The 18,590-nt window shown below is 34.3% G+C and carries 20 protein-coding genes; 12 read left to right on the top strand and 8 right to left on the bottom strand.

Annotation, left to right across the window (positions count from 1 at the left end):
• Positions 1 to 38 precede the first annotated feature (38 nt).
• From OA85_RS17480 to OA85_RS04300, 8 genes are all read right to left on the bottom strand, one after another.
• Positions 39 to 209, bottom strand: coding sequence for a hypothetical protein (locus tag OA85_RS17480; RefSeq protein WP_197056054.1), 171 nt, complete (start codon positions 207 to 209; stop codon positions 39 to 41).
• Positions 210 to 260: 51 nt separating this feature from the next.
• The gene (locus tag OA85_RS04330; RefSeq protein ID WP_039108263.1) at positions 261 to 779 is read right to left on the bottom strand and encodes a ferritin; all 519 of its coding nucleotides are present in this window, start codon (positions 777 to 779) and stop codon (positions 261 to 263) included.
• A gap of 39 nt (positions 780 to 818) precedes the next feature.
• Entirely contained in the window at positions 819 to 1,448 is a 630-nt protein-coding gene (locus tag OA85_RS04325) for a chloramphenicol acetyltransferase (RefSeq protein ID WP_039108261.1), read from the bottom strand.
• Positions 1,449 to 1,662: 214 nt separating this feature from the next.
• On the bottom strand, positions 1,663 to 2,919 hold the full coding sequence (locus OA85_RS04320) for an OmpA family protein (protein WP_039108259.1): 1,257 nt from the start codon (positions 2,917 to 2,919) through the stop codon (positions 1,663 to 1,665).
• A 243-nt stretch (positions 2,920 to 3,162) separates the two neighbouring features.
• Positions 3,163 to 3,849, bottom strand: a complete 687-nt coding sequence (locus OA85_RS04315; protein WP_039108258.1) for an HAD family hydrolase — start codon at positions 3,847 to 3,849, stop codon at positions 3,163 to 3,165.
• A gap of 63 nt (positions 3,850 to 3,912) precedes the next feature.
• Positions 3,913 to 4,500, bottom strand: a complete 588-nt coding sequence (locus tag OA85_RS04310; protein WP_039109358.1) for a transposase — start codon at positions 4,498 to 4,500, stop codon at positions 3,913 to 3,915.
• 186 nt (positions 4,501 to 4,686) lie between these two features.
• Positions 4,687 to 6,747 carry a methionine--tRNA ligase gene (gene metG, locus OA85_RS04305; protein WP_039108257.1) on the bottom strand — a complete coding sequence of 687 codons (2,061 nt, stop codon included), beginning with the start codon at positions 6,745 to 6,747 and terminating at the stop codon, positions 4,687 to 4,689.
• A 178-nt stretch (positions 6,748 to 6,925) separates the two neighbouring features.
• Positions 6,926 to 7,597: a hypothetical protein gene (locus OA85_RS04300; RefSeq protein WP_156129410.1), complete on the bottom strand. Its 672-nt coding sequence runs from the start codon at positions 7,595 to 7,597 to the stop codon at positions 6,926 to 6,928.
• A gap of 189 nt (positions 7,598 to 7,786) precedes the next feature.
• On the opposite strand from OA85_RS04300, the gene OA85_RS17475 reads away from it, so the two are divergent.
• The 12 genes from OA85_RS17475 (at position 7,787) to OA85_RS04245 (ending at position 18,566) form a co-directional block, all read left to right on the top strand.
• Entirely contained in the window at positions 7,787 to 7,957 is a 171-nt protein-coding gene (locus OA85_RS17475) for a hypothetical protein (protein ID WP_197056052.1), read from the top strand.
• A 112-nt stretch (positions 7,958 to 8,069) separates the two neighbouring features.
• Complete coding sequence (locus OA85_RS04295; RefSeq protein ID WP_039108255.1) at positions 8,070 to 8,609, top strand: DUF4375 domain-containing protein; 540 nt, start codon at positions 8,070 to 8,072, stop codon at positions 8,607 to 8,609.
• Positions 8,610 to 8,701: 92 nt separating this feature from the next.
• Positions 8,702 to 9,973, top strand: a complete 1,272-nt coding sequence (gene serS / locus OA85_RS04290; RefSeq protein WP_039108254.1) for a serine--tRNA ligase — start codon at positions 8,702 to 8,704, stop codon at positions 9,971 to 9,973.
• A 177-nt stretch (positions 9,974 to 10,150) separates the two neighbouring features.
• The gene (locus tag OA85_RS04285) at positions 10,151 to 11,929 is read left to right on the top strand and encodes a tetratricopeptide repeat protein (protein WP_039108253.1); all 1,779 of its coding nucleotides are present in this window, start codon (positions 10,151 to 10,153) and stop codon (positions 11,927 to 11,929) included.
• Between the two features lie 59 nt (positions 11,930 to 11,988).
• Entirely contained in the window at positions 11,989 to 12,300 is a 312-nt protein-coding gene (locus OA85_RS04280; RefSeq protein WP_039108252.1) for a DUF4286 family protein, read from the top strand.
• Positions 12,301 to 12,489: 189 nt separating this feature from the next.
• The gene (locus OA85_RS04275) at positions 12,490 to 13,014 is read left to right on the top strand and encodes an ORF6N domain-containing protein (protein WP_039108251.1); all 525 of its coding nucleotides are present in this window, start codon (positions 12,490 to 12,492) and stop codon (positions 13,012 to 13,014) included.
• Between the two features lie 102 nt (positions 13,015 to 13,116).
• A complete protein-coding gene (gene rsmA, locus OA85_RS04270) occupies positions 13,117 to 13,896 on the top strand; it encodes a 16S rRNA (adenine(1518)-N(6)/adenine(1519)-N(6))-dimethyltransferase RsmA (protein ID WP_039108250.1) in 780 nt (259 codons plus the stop codon).
• Entirely contained in the window at positions 13,886 to 15,235 is a 1,350-nt protein-coding gene (mgtE, locus tag OA85_RS04265; protein ID WP_039108249.1) for a magnesium transporter, read from the top strand. The genes rsmA and mgtE overlap by 11 nt, the downstream gene beginning before the upstream one ends.
• Before the next feature lie 115 nt (positions 15,236 to 15,350).
• Positions 15,351 to 16,127, top strand: a complete 777-nt coding sequence (gene proC / locus OA85_RS04260) for a pyrroline-5-carboxylate reductase (protein ID WP_039108248.1) — start codon at positions 15,351 to 15,353, stop codon at positions 16,125 to 16,127.
• Between the two features lie 507 nt (positions 16,128 to 16,634).
• Positions 16,635 to 17,285, top strand: coding sequence for a tetratricopeptide repeat protein (locus OA85_RS04255; RefSeq protein WP_039108247.1), 651 nt, complete (start codon positions 16,635 to 16,637; stop codon positions 17,283 to 17,285).
• Between the two features lie 398 nt (positions 17,286 to 17,683).
• The gene (locus OA85_RS04250) at positions 17,684 to 18,079 is read left to right on the top strand and encodes a hypothetical protein (protein WP_039108245.1); all 396 of its coding nucleotides are present in this window, start codon (positions 17,684 to 17,686) and stop codon (positions 18,077 to 18,079) included.
• Between the two features lie 106 nt (positions 18,080 to 18,185).
• Positions 18,186 to 18,566 carry a Dabb family protein gene (locus OA85_RS04245; RefSeq protein WP_039108244.1) on the top strand — a complete coding sequence of 127 codons (381 nt, stop codon included), beginning with the start codon at positions 18,186 to 18,188 and terminating at the stop codon, positions 18,564 to 18,566.
• Positions 18,567 to 18,590: the final 24 nt, after the last annotated feature.

Raw genomic sequence — 18,590 nt, 5'->3', positions numbered from 1 at the left:
ATGTGTGGACTGCGACTGTAAACTGCGACGGAGTACTTTTATTTTTCTTTTTTTCGTAAATCAAATCTAGGGCAACGTTTGCAACGCTTGTTTTCACCTTCTTTATAACTTTCACAACATTTTGATTTGAGTTTTCCCTTAGGAACATCCTTTTTATGGGACTCTTTTTTATCCTTTTTCTTTTCCTTATTTTTTTTCTTTTTACTCAATTTTCAAAGCATTAAAATCAAGTTATATTATAGATTCTAAAGTGTGTTTAGCTATTTTGAATCTTTGGATGTAGTACTTTTTAAAGTCATTTGTTGAATATCTCTGTCAAACAAATACAAACCACCTTTGTCATCCCCAATTAGATTTATCTTATCTAAAATAAGTTTAGCTTGGGCTTCTTCTTCAATTTGCTCGGCTACATACCATTGTAAAAAGTTATGTGTGGCATAATCTTTTTCTGAAAACGAAATATGAACCAGTTCGTTAATTGATTCAGAAACAAAAATTTCGTGTTTGTAAAGTTCTTCAAACATTTCCTTGAATGTTTCATAGCTAATTTTCGGAGCTTTTAATTCGCTTACTCTTGCATGGCCGCCTCTTTCATTTATATACCGGACCAATTTAAGCATGTGTGCCCGTTCTTCATCAGATTGGGCATACATAAATTTTGAAATTCCTTCCAAACCATGAGTTTCTGACCAAGAAGCCATAGAAAGATAGGTTTGGGATGATTCAGCTTCAATGCGAATCTGATGATTCAACGCGAGTTCTATATTTTTTGATAGCATGGCAGTAAGTTTTAAGTAAAGTTACAAAAAATACTTAATTTACTGATTCATAATCTCTTGAAAATAATCTACAAATTGACCTACATGCAAACCATCCATTAGTCCGTGATGCACATGGACAGACATGGACATGGTTCTTTTTCCGTTTTGTGCAACAATCATTTTTCCAAAGGAAATTTTTGGGCAACTGTCCGGAAACGTATAACTCCTGGCATGGGATAAGGAAGTGAAGTTTAACCAAGGAATTGCCGAAAAATGGATTACGTTATCCTCTTCAAATGTTCGGGTGAAAAGTCCTGTTGTATTTTGTATTCGTTCAATCTCCGCCGAAGCAGTAGCCGTAAAAACAGTAAAATCAGCATTATACTCATTTAAAGAAAATCCAAAACTGCCATCTTTACGACCAATAGTTGCTGAAGCATTAATTTGGTCACAAACGTATATTTTATCATCCGAAATTCTATAGCGAAACGATTCGATTGCATTAACTGCAACTAATGTTTTGTGTAAATAATAGATAAAAAAGGAAGTATCCAGCGATTTTGCAGTTGCATAAGCTTTGGTACAATCAATTTCGACTGTAGCACCAAAAAAAGGTTCTTCAAATTGTCTAAAAAAATGAAAATGTTCCTTTCTGTTCCAGTTCTCTATATCTAAAAGTGTTTTCAAGATTTTGTAATTTTATTTATTTGTCAAAAGTACAGCTATTCTTTTGAACCTTAAATTCATTTTATTTAACTTTTGGTGTAAATGATACGAAAATTGATATTTGTAATGCTGCGCTATTGAAAAATATTTTCTGATAAAAACTCCAGAATAGTAGACATGAAAAAAGACCCTAAAAGAAATTTCTTTAGGGCCTTTTGGAAATATAAAACTAAGTTTATTTTACTCTGAAAGTAACTCTTCTAACTAGTCTTCTTGCATTTTCTGAATCGATATCTACTGAAGTATCTTCACCAGCAGCAATTACATTCAATCTTGAAGCATCAACATTAGCTTTCACTAAAGTGTTTTTTACATTGTTAGCTCTTGCATTAGATAACTTGTCATTGTAAGCTGATCTTCCTATTTCGTCAGCATGACCTATAATATCAACTGAAGCAGTAGGATTGTTTCTTAAATATGTTAAGATAAAATCAGTACCTTCTGTAGAAACATTAGTCGGAGTAGATTTATTGAAGTCAAAATAAACTGCAACATAACCACCGTTGATTAAGCTTCTAATCAATTCGTTGTTTGTTAAAAGCGGAGAATTATTAGTAGTGCTACCATAATTTTTCAAGATATATGCTTCTGTTTCATCAGGAACATTATTATTGTTTTTATCAATAGATCTTCCTTTAGTGTCAACCATAGCGCCTGCTGGTGTATTAGCTTCTTCATCTAAATAATCAGCTACACCATCTTTATCAGTGTCTAGCATTTTATTTTCAATAGCCATAAACCTGGCGTCAATTGCATCAAAGCGACCTTCATTATCGATTACCCAGTCAGCATGTTTTGCATTTTTACCTAAGTAAACTGCTAAACCTACAGTACCATTAAAAAGAATTCCTGAAAATCCTCTTGAGGCGCGAGTACTGGCAGCATCAAAAGTAGCATCTTGTGCAGCATTAAGGATTGTTGTGAAATCCCCTGTTAAAGCGATTCTGTCAGATAATCTGATTTGACCAGTTACACCAGCCATAAAATTACCCATTCTATCTTTCAAAGCTGAATTTTGATCTTCTAATTGTGCTAAACCAAAACCTGCATGACCCAATAAACCAATTGTTTTGGTCCAAGTTTCAAAGTTCATAATTCTTCCTAAGTTAGCAACAGCTTGAATGTCTGCTCTGTAATATTTAGTGTCAAAATCTTTAGAATTATTTTTTCCTTGAAAACTGTTGTAGCCAAAATCAGCTTTCAAACCAAATTTATTGTTAAACATGTATCGAACACCTAGATCAACAACATAAGGACTTGGTGTCGATGTGAAATAACCAGAAGTCATTGGTCTTTGTGGTTTGTTAACACCACCGGCTAATTCAATAGACCATTTGTTAAAGCCATCTTCTGTGCTTTTTACAGGTTCAGTTTGAGCACTCATAGTGGTCATTGCAGAAGCAAAAACTAACGTAAGTATGATTTTTTTCATAATTTTATTATTTAAATTCAAGGCAAAACTACAGCACAAATTTTGATATGAAATTTTAAACAGTGAATTATGAAAGCATTCCTTTTAATTCTGTAAAGAACAGCTCTAAATGTGCTTTTTAACGGTGATTTGGGAGTTTTTTTTCTAAATACGTGTCGTATTTCAGTTGAAAAAGACTTTAATTAAAGATTTATTAGGCCAAGAATAGTTAATGAATGACCTAATAAATCATCAATTTTTATTTTATTCTAATCGTTTTAAAACATCAGTTATTTTTTCAAAAGCACTAAAGTTTTCATGTTCTATTGTATGGTCGATTTTTTCGTGTGCCCAAGTCGTATGAAACGGAATATGAACGGCGTGTCCGCCAATGGCCAAAACCGGCAAAACATCCGATTTTAAAGAATTTCCAATCATGAAAAATTCGGAAGGTTCTATCTCTAAACGTTTAATCAAATCAGAATAATCTACTTCCTGCTTGTCTGACATCACTTCGATATGATGAAAATAATGACCTAAACCGGAATTATGCAGTTTGCGGCGTTGGTCTAATAAATCACCTTTTGTGGCAACAACCAATTTGTATTTTCCGTGTAAAGTTTCTAAAGTTTCTTCCACACCATCCAATAAAACAATCGGTTTTTCCAGTAATTCCTTTCCGTACTGAATGATTTTTTCAATTATTTCTATGGGAAGTGTATTACTCGAAATAGACATCGCTGCTTCAATCATCGAAAGAATATAGCCTTTTATTCCGTAACCGTATAATTTCAGATTATCAATTTCGACCTTGAAAAGTTCTTTGGAAATTCCTTGATGCGACAAATAATCTTCCATCAAACCACAGAATTTTTTCTCGGTTTCATCAAAATAGGTTTCGTTGATCCATAAGGTATCATCGGCGTCGAAAGCAACTACTTTTAGGCTCATATTATGTTATGTTTTTTGGTATAATTACAAAAGCTACTTCTAAGTTAGAATTTTGCAACTAGTTTAGTTGTAAAATTTATCTTCTTTCCACTGTTCAGGATTGGTTTCTATATAATTTTGCATTCTTTCAAACGATTCTGAATTTCGGATAATATGATCGTGAAAACGTTCTTGCCATTCAAAATCAGCGTGTATAAAATGTGCGTTTTTGGTTACCACCGATTTGTAGGAACGAATAATGGTTGAAATTGTACCCGATTTAGGTGAAATCTCCGCCATCAGTTCCTTTTTATTGATTGCTTCTGTCGCATTCACGGTAGAGACGTTGCATTGCAACGTCTCTACAATGTCATCAACGATATTCTTTTTATTAATTATCAATATTCCATGAATGTGATTCGGCATAATAACATAATTTCCCAATTCAACAAATGGAAAATGGTTTGGTATTTCAGCCCAAAATCGCTCAGCTAATTTTCCGATTTCATTCAACTGCATTTCATTTTCATCATTAACCAGAACGATTTCGCCAAAAAAATGTTCCCGGTTTGAAGTACAAATCGTTATAAAATAGGCACCGTTATTTCCATAATCCCAATTTTTCAATCGAGCAGAGGGTATGCGGTATTTATTTTGGAATTTGTTATTCATATTATTTTCGTTCGGATTTATCGGGTAGAGACGTTGCATTGCAACGTCTCTTGTGTTGCAACGTCTCCTGCATGTTGATGGTAACGAATATAATAATTTTTTATATAATTTTTGAATGGTTCTTGGTTAAAACAGATAGAGACGTTGCATTGCAACGTCTCTACGTAATCGTGGATATATGAATGTTTAATTTATCGTCTCACCATTCGCAACCCCATCCGCATCCGGATTTACAAATACCAATTTTCCTTCGGCATTTGTGGTCATCAAAATCATTCCTTGACTTTCTACGCCACGAAGGTTTCTTGGAGCCAAATTCACTAGAACTGTTACTCTTTTTCCAACAATATCTTCCGGTTTAAAACTCTCGGCAATTCCAGAAACTATAGTTCGAACATCAATTCCGGTGTCTACTTTCAAAATCAAAAGCTTGTTCGCTTTCGGCATTTTTTCGGCTTCCAGAATCGTTCCTGTACGGATATCCATTTTAGCAAAATCCTCAAATTGAATTGCTTCTTTCTGTGGTTCCGCTTTTTTATTTTCGGCGGTATTGGCGGTTTTAGTTGCTTCCAGTTTGTCAATTTGTTTTTGGATTTCCTCGTCTTCAATTTTGGCAAACAACAATTCCGCTTCTCCAATTTGGTGTCCAGCCGGAATTAAATCAGAATTTTGAGCAATAGTATTCCAGTTCAACGGACTTTCTATTTTTAGAATTCTTGATAATTTCTTTGCTGTAAATGGCAAGAAAGGTTCGCAAAGTGAACTCAAAGCAGCCGCAATTTGCAACGCCACATACATTTGCGTTTGCACGCGCTCCGGATTGTCTTTGATAACTTTCCAAGGCTCTTCATCTGCCAAATATTTATTTCCTAAACGCGCTACATTCATCAATTCACTCAAGGCTTCACGAAATCTATAACGCTCCACAGAACTCGAAATCACAGCTGGATACGCTTTCAATTCGGTTAAAGTAGCTTCGTCCACTTCTGAAAGTTCATTCGGTTGAGGAACTATTCCGTTGTAATATTTATTGGTTAAAACCACCACACGATTGATGAAATTCCCGTAAATCGCGACTAATTCATTATTATTTCTAGCCTGAAAATCTTTCCAGGTAAAATCATTATCCTTCGTTTCCGGAGCATTCGATGTCAACGCATAACGCAAAACATCTTGCTGATTTGGAAATTCTTCCAAATATTCGTGCAACCAAACTGCCCAATTTTTAGAAGTAGATAATTTATTTCCTTCCAAATTCAAAAACTCATTTGCAGGAACATTGTCCGGCAAAATATAACTTCCTTCAGCTTTCAACATCGCAGGAAAAATAATGCAATGGAAAACAATATTATCTTTCCCAATAAAGTGCACCAGTTTGGTGTCTTTATCTTTCCAGTATGGTTCCCAATCTTTTCCTTCGCGCAAAGCCCATTCTTTCGTAGATGAAATGTAGCCAATCGGCGCATCAAACCACACGTATAATTTTTTTCCTTCGGCACCTTCAACCGGAACATCAATTCCCCAATCCAAGTCACGAGTTACCGCACGAGGTTCTAAACCGCCATCAATCCACGATTTTACTTGCCCGTAAACATTCGGTTTCCAGTCGTTTTTATGTCCAACGAGAATCCATTCTTTCAAGAAATCTTCATAACGGTCCAAAGGCAAAAACCAGTGTTTCGTAGATTTTAAAATAGGAGTTTCACCCGTAATTGTCGATTTTGGATTAATCAAATCCGTAGCATTGAGTGTAGAACCACATTTTTCGCATTGATCGCCATAGGCTTCTTCGTTGCCACATTTTGGACAAGTTCCCACCACAAAACGGTCTGCCAAGAATTGATCCGCTTTTGCATCATACAATTGCTCCGTCACTTCCTCGATAAAATCACCTTTATCATACAGTTTTCTAAAAAACTCCGAAGCGGTATCATGATGAATTTTAGCCGAAGTTCTGGAATAATTATCAAACGAAATTCCAAAATCAGAGAACGATTTACGGATAATCCCATCATATTTATCGATTACTTCCTGTGGCGTAATGCCTTCTTTTTTGGCTTTCATCGAAATCGCCACGCCATGTTCGTCACTTCCGCAAACAAACAAAACATCTCTTCCCTGCAATCTTAAATATCTGGAATATATATCCGAAGGCACGTAAACACCCGCCAAATGGCCAATGTGAATCGGCCCGTTCGTATAAGGCAATGCTGCTGTAATCGTATATCTTTTTGGATTCTGTATCATGATTCAATTTTATTGAGTGCAAAAATAAGCAATAGAATTTTTATTTGAAGCTATTTCCCGCTATCCGTTGCAATCTTTTACTTTTTAAAGAAAAAAGTAAAAGGATTTTCACTCCTATCGGGGCTAGGAGATTTCGTTTTTTAAATGAAAAGGCTAATTTTGCTAAAGTTCTATCAAATTAAAAAGTAAAAAATTCATTCTTGCTTTTTAATAATTTTTCTGGATCAACTGTTATAAATTCAAATTTAATCTTAAATAATTCTTTAGTCTCGCTGCTAATTGTTGTGTCATAATTTATGATTATAAAAAGACATTTCTTTTCAATATCTGAAAATAAGCAGTTTAAATTTTTGTAATAAATGGATTTGTCAATTAATGTATTCTCTTCAATTATATTTATTAGAAATGTAATTTGATTTATAAATGAATATTCAATTAAATGTTGATATGATTTTCTAAATTTATCAAATGTATCAATAAGGCTGTCTGCATCATATTTGCCATTTTCCATACAGCTTTTGTAGTTATTGAAAAATGTTCTAAACATATTTTTATCATTAATAAAATAATTCAAACTGATGCTTTTTTGATAATTATTAATTAAAGAAAAAAATCTATTTTCAAAATTTTGAATTTTTAAGTTTTCAACTTGAGCATCTGCATCTTTTTTATTTTCAGATATTTGATTTTGTTGAAGGAATAAAGTAGTGATTAGTCCAATTATACCTAGCCCAGTAAACAAAGTATTTAAGATGTTTGTGTTCATGTAAGGAATCTTAAAAAATGTTTCTGATATCCATAGAGACAAGATTATTAGACTTGCCAAAAAGAAGAGGGTCTTATTTTTCATTTATTTTTATTACCAAATATACTAAAACCATATTAGTAAAATTAAGTACAGATTTTCATAAACAAAAAATCTGTGAAAATCTGTGAAAACTGTGGTAAAAAAACGATTCAATGCTTCGAGGAAGGAAAGCCGCATTTTTAATGTGGCTTTCTTTATATTTGTACCCGTAATTAAAGAAGCTTTTACATTATGGCAAAAGGACCCGAAAAAAACACCAAAAATAAGGCTTTACATACCAAATTGCTCAATCGGAAAAAGGCTAAACTTCAAGAAGAAAAAAAAGAAAAAGCTATGCGTTTGAAAGCTTTGGTTACAAAAATGAATCAGAAAAAAAATAATAATGAATCTGATGTCAGTTAAATGTTCGCGCTAATCAATCTGTGTTAATCTGTGTAATCTGTGGCAGAAAAAAACATTTCGATTCTTCACTATTTTACCCGAAATTTGCAGCAAATATTCAAAGACAAAACCTATGGAATTCGGTAGAATAATTATTTCAGAAACAGCCTTTAATAGTGAGAACCTTCAAGATGTAATTCACTCTAATATTTCGGTAATCAACTTAATGCGGGAGGAAGGCGTGAACGATGATTTGATTCACGAAGATGCTATAATGAGTTATTATTTAGATTATTATACGTCGCAATATACCGAAGGAAATTTTGCTCAGTTTGTATATAATTCGGGTTGGGATAAAGAACTGAATGAATTGATAGAAGAAGGTTTGGCATTGATTGGGGCCTACAACCATTTGGCATTGTTCCAACAACAATCCAAAAAAGTAAAATTAATGAGCAGTGTAAAACTCAATAAGTTTCTGAAAGGGAAATTGGAAGGCGTAAATCCTATCCGAGATTTGCTCAACAACGACACTTTTTTCGAAATAGAAGAAAACCTGATTACTTTGAATGCTGATTTCCTTAAAACACACCCCGATTTCGAAGTCCTTTCTGTAGACGACATGTTTGCGACCTTAGAAGAATTTGTAGGGCATGAGATTAAAAGAGCGTAGCTAATTTTCATCGAAACTTTGTCCTGTTTCTATAAAACATTTCCTTAAATTTGCTTCCATTATTATATAAGTTAGCGTTAAAAAAATCAACTATGTTACAAATCGCATTTATTAGAGAGAATCAAGAAAAAGTAATCACCGCTTTGGCAAAGAGAAACATCGATGCTACAAGTGTTGTTGAAGAAGTGGTACAACTGGATGAAAAACGTCGCGCTACGCAAGTGGAGCTAGACAACATTTTATCCGAATCTAATAAATTATCCAAAGACATTGGCGAATTGATGAAAGCCGGAGAGAAAGCGAAAGCCGCTTTCTTAAAAGAAAAAACCGTTTTAAATAAAGAGAAAAGCAAGAAATTAGCTGAAACTGCTGATGCACTTGCCGCAGAACTTTTAGAGAAATTATATACGTTACCCAATCTTCCTGCTGATATTGTTCCTGTTGGAAAAACGCCAGAGGAAAACCTAAACGTTTTTGAAGAAGGAGAAATTCCAGTTTTGCACGAAGGCGCACAACCGCATTGGGAATTGGTAAAAAAATACGACATCATCGATTTTGAACTTGGAGTAAAAATCACTGGAGCAGGATTTCCGGTTTACAAAGGAAAAGGGGCACGATTACAACGTGCCTTAATCAATTATTTCTTGGATAAAAACACGGCAGCGGGTTACAATGAAGTTCAGGTTCCGCACATGGTGAACGAAGCATCTGCTTATGGAACGGGACAATTGCCGGACAAAGAAGGGCAAATGTACCATGATAAAACAGATGATTTATACTTGATTCCAACGGCTGAAGTTCCGGTGACGAATTTGTTTCGTGATGTGATTTTAAACGAAAATGAATTGCCCGTTTTAACAACAGCTTATACGCCATGTTTCCGTCGTGAAGCAGGTTCTTATGGCGCGCACGTACGTGGATTGAACCGTTTGCATCAATTTGATAAAGTGGAAATTGTTCGTGTAGAACATCCGGATAAATCATACGAAGCTTTGGACGGAATGGTAGAACACGTTAAAAATATATTACAGGAGTTGAAATTACCATATAGAATATTGCGTCTTTGTGGCGGCGACATGGGATTCACATCAGCTTTGACGTATGATTTCGAAGTTTTTTCTACCGCGCAAGATCGTTGGTTAGAAATCAGTTCAGTTTCTAACTTTGAGACTTTTCAAGCGAATCGTTTGAAATTGCGTTTCAAAGACAAAGACGGAAAAAACCAATTGGCACATACCTTAAACGGAAGTTCATTGGCTTTGCCAAGAGTTTTGGCCGGAATTTTAGAAAATTACCAAACTCCGGAAGGAATCGTAATTCCAGAAGTTTTACGTCCGTATTGCGGATTTGATATTATTGACTAAAATCAAAAAATTTGAACCATATAAGTAATTTAAGATCACATAAGTGTTCTGTGAAAAAATCAACGGACAACGTTGGATTTTAAAACACAAGGAATAAAACACTAGTCTTAAATGTATTTAAATTCCTTATATGGTTTATAAAAATTGATGTTTGACGAAACAAATTGCAATTAAAAAATGAAAAAAATATTTCTATATATAAATCTGTTTTTTTCATTGATTTGTTTTTCTCAAAACGAACAATTGGCGCAGTATTATTATGACAAAGGTGATTTTGAAAAAGCCAAAATCAGTTATGAAGAGTTACTGGAAAACCTGCCACAAAACACACAGTATTTTTTAAGAACCATTGACTGTTACCAACAATTACAGCAATTTTCTGTTGCCGAAAAAGCAATACTGGACCGATTAGACAAATACAAACAAGGGAATCTTTTGGTGGAATTGGGATACAATTACCAGTTGCAAAAAAATGATGCCAAAGCCAAAATTTACTACGAGCAGGCATTAGACAGAATCAAAAAAAATCCAAATGAAGTATACGGTATTTCCAATTCTTTTGAGAGAAAAGTGTTGTTGGAATATGCCTTGAAATCGTATCAAACTGCAACAGAATTAGAACCGAATTTTAATTTTAATTACCAAATAGGATTGCTTTATGGACAATTAGGCAATCAGGAAATGATGATTAATACCTTTCTGAATGAAGCCTATGTGAATCCCCAAAATTCGATACAAATTCAAAATCAACTGTCTCGTTTTATGGTGGATGAGGGTGATGCCAATTTTAGCGAAATACTTCGAAAAGCATTAATTATAAGAGCTCAAAAAAATCAAGATCTTTTCTGGAATCATTATTTGAGTTGGTTTTATACCCAACAAAAAGAGTTCGAAAAAGCATTCGTTCAGGAAAAAGCCATTTACAAACGCGATCCGGAATCCCTTTCCAATATTGTGAATTTAGGACAATTGGCTATTGAAGAAGACAATCAGGAAGCGGCAAAGGAAATCCTTGGTTTTGTATTGGAAAACACAAAAGATTTAGAACTGTTAATTCAGGCGAATTCCTATTTGATTAAAATGAAAATAGAAAAAGCGCAAGAAAAAGAGTATGCTGCCATCAATACAGAATTAGAGGGTTTGTTGAAACAATTTGAAATAAGTCCTTTTACCTTATCTTTGCAGCTGATTCAGGCGCATTTTGTAGCTTTTAATTTGAAAAAACCGGAGGAAGGAAAGGCAATAATCAAAAAATTGCTCGAATTACAGTTGAACGATTACGAAGTGGCTCAGGCCAAAATGGAATTGGCGGATATTTTGCTTTACGAAGAAAAATTCAATCAGGCTTTAATCTATTATTCACAGATAGAATTGGATTTGAAAAATGATATTGTGGCACATGAAGCGAGTTTGAAAGCCGCTAAAACGAGTTATTTCAAAACGGATTTTATTTGGGCTTTGAAACAATTCAAGGAATTAAAATCAGCCAATACACAATTGATTGCCAATGATGCTTTGGAATATTTTCTTTTAATAAATGACAATACCGTTGCCGATTCGACACAAACAGCTTTGAAACAGTTTGCCAAAGGAGATTACCTTTTATATCAAAACAGAAATCAGGAAGCGATAACGCAGTTTCAAACAATATTGAAGAACTATAAAGGGCAGGAAATAGAGGCAGTGACATTGTTGCGTTTGGGTAAAATTTATGAGAAACTGGGTGATTTTACTTTGGCTTTAAGCCAATATCAAACTATTATAGACAAGCATAGCGACGGTATTTATATTGATGAAGCTTTATATTTTTCTGCGGAAATTTATAACAAAAAGTTACAACAGCCCGAAAAGGCAAAACCATTATACGAAAAGATAATTTTCAGTCACGAAGACAGTATCTATTTTGTGGAAGCCAGAAAGAAATTCAGGCAATTGCGAGGCGACACGAATCTTTAAATTAATGTTTAATCGGTTATTGTTAACCGATTAAAAAATCAACGATTAAACAGTAAGAAATGATAATATACAACGTTACCACAAACATACATGAAAGCGTTCACGATCAATGGATGATTTGGATGCAGCACAAACACATTCCCGAAATTTTGGCTACTGGAAAATTTTCCTCAGCAAGAATGGTGCGGGTTTTAATTGAAGAAGAAATGGGAGGAGTGACTTATTCTGTTCAATATACTACGGATAGTAAAGAGACTTTGGAGAAATATTATCAGGAAGATGCGCCCGCTTTTCGCGAAGAAGGAGTGAAATTGTTTGGAGACAAAATGCTTGCTTTTAGAACCGAGTTGGAATTGATTTCGGAACATTAGAGGAAAGTGTTCAGTATTCAGTTGTCATTGCGAGGAAAGAAGCAATCACACTCAGTTGTTAGTGTTCAATTTGAAATAGTAAATCTTGAAGTCGCAATTAGCGATATCAAGTTGAATTTATAATAAAGCATAAAAATTGGAGGTCGCAATTTGTGACCTCCAATTTAAAAACAATTAGCATTTAGATTTATGAGTAACGAAATTTCTTTAGTTCCCGATGATGTGGTAATGAATAAAATTTATTTCATCAGAAACCAAAAAGTAATGCTGGACCGTGATTTGGCAACGCTTTACGGAGTTGAAACCAAAAGGCTGAATGAACAAGTTAAAAGGAATTTAACTAGATTTCCTGAAGATTTTATGTTTCAACTTAACGAAATTGAATTTCAAAACTTGAAGTCGCAATTTGCGACTTCAAGTTGGGGAGGGATTAGAAAATTGCCTTATGTCTTTACAGAACATGGTGTATTGATGCTTTCAAGTGTATTAAATAGCGAAAAAGCAATACAAACTAATATTCAAATCATGAGGATATTTACAAAAATCAGACAAATGCTTCTAGATACAACCGAAATACGTTTGGATGTGGAAACAATTAAAAAGAAAATAGAGAATCAAGGTAAAAATATTGAACTCGTTTTTCAATATCTCGATGAATTAATTGAAAAAAAGGAGACAAATCCAACACGAGAAAAAATAGGATACAAGAAATAGTTATCGATATTCAGTTTACATGAGCTCTATGTAAATTTAAATAGAATACAAAAAATAAAATAATTGCTTTGCGCCTTTGCGTCTTTGCGAGAAAAAAACAAAATGGAAAAAGTAAAAGCCAAAAAACACCTCGGACAACATTTCTTGAAAGACGAAAGCATTGCAAAAGACATTGCAGACACGTTGAATTTAGAAGGATATGATGATGTATTAGAAATAGGTCCCGGAATGGGTGTTTTGACAAAGTATTTATTGGACAAACCAATCAATACGTATGTGATAGAAATCGATACCGAATCAGTGACGTATTTAGACGAAAATTATCCAAAATTAAAGGATAAGATTATCTCCAAAGATTTTCTGAAATACAACATTAACGAAATTTTTGAAGGAAAGCAATTCGCTATAATTGGGAATTTCCCGTATAATATTTCGACTCAAATTGTTTTTAGAGCATTAGAATATCGCAATCAGATTCCTGAATTTGCGGGTATGTTCCAAAAAGAAGTGGCACAGCGTATTTGTGAAAAAAAGGGAACAAAAGCGTATGGAATTCTGTCGGTTTTAGTTCAGGCTTTTTATGATGCCGAATATCTATTTACCGTTGACGAGAATGTATTTATTCCGCCGCCAAAAGTAAAATCGGGAGTGTTGCGTTTGCGTAGAAAAAAAGATTATAGTTTGCCTTGCGGCGAAAAATTGTTTTTCACTGTGGTTAAAACGGCTTTTCAACAACGCAGAAAGACCTTGCGAAACAGTTTAAAAACCTTAAATTTGTCCGATAGTTTAAGAGAAGATACCGTTTTTGATCTTCGACCAGAGCAATTAAATGTAGAACAGTTCATAGAACTCACTCAAAAAATAGAAGCCGATGGAGTTTAAAATCAGCAAAGCGCTAATCCAGGAATTAGAGCAACACATTGTTAATAAAAATGATAAGGAATTAGAATCCTTACTCAATGACATGCATCATGCTGATATTGCCGAGATTCTTGACGAGCTTGATTTTGACGAAGCAACCTATATTTTTAAAGTATTAGACAGTGAAAAAACGGCTGAGATTCTTCTTGAATTAGAAGATGATTTGCGGGAGAATATATTAAGCAGGCTTTCGCCAAAAGAGATTGCCGAAGAATTAGATGAATTAGAGACGAATGATGCCGCCGATATTATCGCCGAACTTTCGCAAGAGATTAAAGCAGAGGTAATATCAGAACTTCAGGATGTTGAGCATGCCAAGGATATCGTTGACTTATTGCGTTATGATGAGGATACAGCGGGTGGAATTATGCACAAAGAGTTGGTTAAGGTCAATGAAAATTGGAACGTGCTTACTTGTGTAAAAGAAATGCGAATCCAGGCCGAAAATATCTCTCGGGTGCATTCTATTTATGTGGTGGATGATGAAGACCGGTTAAAAGGACGATTGTCGCTTAAGGATTTATTGACGACTTCAACCAGAACGGCGATAAGTGATGTGTACATCCGAAAATTGAATTCGGTGAATGTAGATACTGAAGATGTTGAGGTGGCGAGAATCATGCAGAAATATGATTTAGAAGCCATTCCTGTTATTGATGAATTGGGACGACTTGTAGGCCGAATCACCATTGATGATATTATAGATGTAATCAAGGATGAAGCCGACAAAGATTACCAAATGGCTGCGGGTATTACCCAAGATGTTGAAACAAATGACAGTATTTACGAGCATACCAAAGCACGTTTGCCTTGGTTGTTAATCGGAATGTTCATTGAACTTATTGCATCTTATGTTATTAAAGGAAATGAAGCCACTTCCCAAAAATTTTACACCTTAATTATTTTTATGCCTTTGCTTTCGGCAACAGCAGGAAATATTGGGGTACAAGCTTCGGCAATTATTGTCCAAGGTTTGGCAAATGGTACTTTGAAAGAATTTAGCCGTAATTATTTTAGTAAAGAAATTTCTGTAGCCATGATTTCCGGGACTATAATTGCACTGTTGGTATTGGGTTATCATACGTTTATGTATGGACAATTTCAGGTGGGAATGGCAATTTCCATATCTATTGTTGTAGTCATATTATTTGCTGCTACTTTAGGAACTTTGGTGCCACTTTTCCTGCACAAAAACAATATCGACCCCGCCATTGCAACAGGACCTTTTATTACAACAACAAATGATGTTTTTGGAATTATGATTTACTTCGGAATTGCCAATCTCATTTTAGGATTTTAATACTAACAACACAACCAACCAAAAAACTAAAAATTATAATTAACACTTTCCCATATCATAAGTTCTTCGGAGAGGTCCCGAAGCTTCGGGAGGGGAGAGGAAAACCACAATCAGCATGAAAGTACATATAATTGGCGGAGGAAACCTTGGCGTAGCTATCGCAAAAGGATTATCAAAATTTTCGCAAGGAAATCAAATTACCATCACCCGAAGAAATACAGCGAGCATTCTTTATTTGGAGCAACTGGGCGTAACTGTTTCAACAGATAACAAACATCAAATTCAAGATGCAGATATTATCATTCTTACTATAAAACCGTATCAGGTAGATACCGTTTTGGCCGAAATTCTTCCTGTAATTTCTAATAAAGTAATCGCTTCGGCAGTGAGTGGATTGTCCATAGAAAATTTACAAAATAAGATAGGCGATGGGAATAGCGCCGTCCGCATTATGCCCAATATCGCTTCACAATTTGGCGCTTCGGCAACCTGTATTGCTTTTAACGAAAAAAATAAAGAGAAAGCTCAAAATACGGTGGCTCTTTTTAAAGATTTAGGAACTGCTCCTATTATAGACGAAAAATTGATGGATGCAGCAACCGTTCTTGCGGCTAGTGGAACTGCATTTGCGTTGCGTTACATTCGTGCATCGATGCAAGCCGGAATCGAAATAGGATTTGACTGGCAAACCGCACTAGCAATTTCGGCACAAACCGTAAAAGGCGCTGCCGAAATGATCATGGAAGAACAAATACACCCGGAACAATTAATTGACCGTGTAACCACACCACAAGGCTGTACCATTGCGGGATTGAACGAAATGGAAATGCACGGATTCAGTTCCTCATTGATACGAGGAATCAAAACTTCTTTGAAACAAATCAAGGGATAAACGTCATTAGGGCGTGCCCCCAATAAAAAAAGGGTCTTCTCAGCGTAACTGTTGAGAGGACCCTTTTTTTTATTGGCGTCGGGCTATCCGCGCTACTTCGGTAGCTAGCTTCTATCCCTCACGCAACTTTAAGCGATTTTGTACGTGGTTCTCTATAGCTAAAAATCAAAAATCGTTGATCAAAATCTACAATCATTTTATTTTTTTTACTCAAATGAGGAAAGCCGTAAAGTAATGTGTTTTCATCTTGATAGATTTGTTATAGAGACTATTTTTTTATAAAAATACTAGTTAGTTTTTACTTCAAATCTGACGCTGTTAAAATGCGTTTTATTGTGAAATTAGTTTTATGTAAGTAAAATCATTAATTTTGGTAGAGAATGAATACACTGTATTTATAGCGCAAAGCCAACAAATTGGGTGTATATACGCTGCTTTATAGCGCAAAGTCACAAGCTGGCAGACATTTAAGAAAAAACTCAACAAAATCAATACTTAACAAGATAAATGAAGAAAATATTATTTTTAATTTTTTTATGTCAAATTAGTTGTAAATCACAAACTGAATGTCCAGAAGGAATCAATTTGTTACCAATGTATGGCGAAGTTCAAAAGTGTGAAAAACAAATTGAATTAGACAATGAATTTATCATAGAATCTGAAAAACAATTCAAAAATAGAAAAGAAGCATCTGAATATTATGTTTCTAAAGCTTGGGAATATTTTTATAAAGATGACAATGACACATCAATGAAAAGATTTAATCAAGCTTGGCTTTTAGACAAATCAAATCCACAAACTTATTGGGGCTTTGGAAATTTATTAGGTAAGAAAAACAAATTTGATGAATCTGTCAAATTCTTAAAAAAATCAATTGATTTAGATCCAAACAATGCTAAAGTTTACGAATGTATTTCTGTAAGTTACGGACAAATATTTTTTAAAACGAAAGACATTAAATACTTAAATCTGACAATTGAAAATTTAAAAAAAGCAGTAAAAATTGAACCTAAAAATGGAAGAGCATTAGGACAATTAGCGAGTTCATACGCTTATTTAATGCAGAAAGACAGTTTAATAAAATACATAAAAAAGACTGACGAAATAGATTCTAAATTTGTTAATCCTGAAGTAAGAAATATTGCTAAAAAGAAATAAACGCCTGCCAACACACGTTTGTAGCTATTGCGGAATTTAGTGGAATTTATCGTTTTTAATTCGTATTTTCGTTTAGCCAAAAATACCCCAGCTCCGCAAAGTGTTCGTCGTTTATGCTGCGCAAACGTCTCGACTTTGCGCCCATAACAATAAGCAAATAACATAAGTAATTATAAGCTAAGATTGCTTAAAAACAGCAGCTAGAAAGTATAATAGAAATGAACCTGCTCCGCAAAGTGTTCGTCGTGTAGCTGCGCAAACGTCTCTGATTTTGCACCCACAACAATAAACAAATGGCATAAGTAAGTATAAACTGGGATTGGTTGTAAAATGAAAGTATAATAGAAATCAACGCAACCAATTGAACTATTTGGTATCTCTATTAAAAACTTTGGATTATGAAAAAACTTTTAATTTACGGTGCTCTAATTTTTACTTTTTTTAGTTGTTCCAATAACAGTGAATCCATTATTAAGCAAAAGTCAATTATTGGGAAATGGGAATGGACAAAATCTAGTGGTGGAATTTCTGGCGAAACCTTAACACCAAGTTCTACTGGTAAATCGATTGTGATAGAAATATCAAATTTGGAAGTGAAAATTCTAGAGAATGGAAATTTATCATCAAACAACCCCTATGCTATTGAAACAAAAGAGTCAATTTTTGGGGGACAGCGACAAATGATGGTGTATGCTTTGGGTAAGCCTAGTCAATCATTTAGTGTAGTAGGAGATAAATTATTTTTGAACGATGAATGTTATGATTGTTATCAAAGTGAATATGTCAAACAATAATTAGCGATAATGGGAATTTGCAATAATAACATTCTTAATTCTTTTCAAATAGTTTTCATGCCTCTTGCCAATCTAATATAATTCGTATATTTCAAAAAAAACTACCATGAAAAAACTATTGTTATTTACTCTTATTTTACTTTCAACTTATACCGTAAACGCTCAACAAGAGAAACACAAACCGGTGTTGCGCCACGTAGTGATGTTTGGATGGAAAGAAGGAACGGATGCTGCTTACATCAATAAAGTGGTAACAGCTTTGAGTGATTTGAAGCATAAAATCCCAACCATTAAATCATTTGAGTGGGGAACCAATAACAGTCCTGAAAATTTGAATAATGGTTTAACGCATTGCTTTATACTTACATTCAGTAGCGAAAGTGATAGAGATGCTTATCTCATTCATCCGGATCACAAAGCTTTTGTAGCGCTTTTAAATCCTGCTCCTGAGAAAGTCACGGTGTTTGATTATTGGGCTAATAAGTAAGCGAAATCTATTTTAAAATACAGA

Origin of the sequence: Flavobacterium sp. AED (genome assembly GCF_000812945.1) — a bacterium.
GTDB lineage: Bacteria > Bacteroidota > Bacteroidia > Flavobacteriales > Flavobacteriaceae > Flavobacterium.
This window is presented reverse-complemented; position numbering and strand designations above follow the sequence as displayed.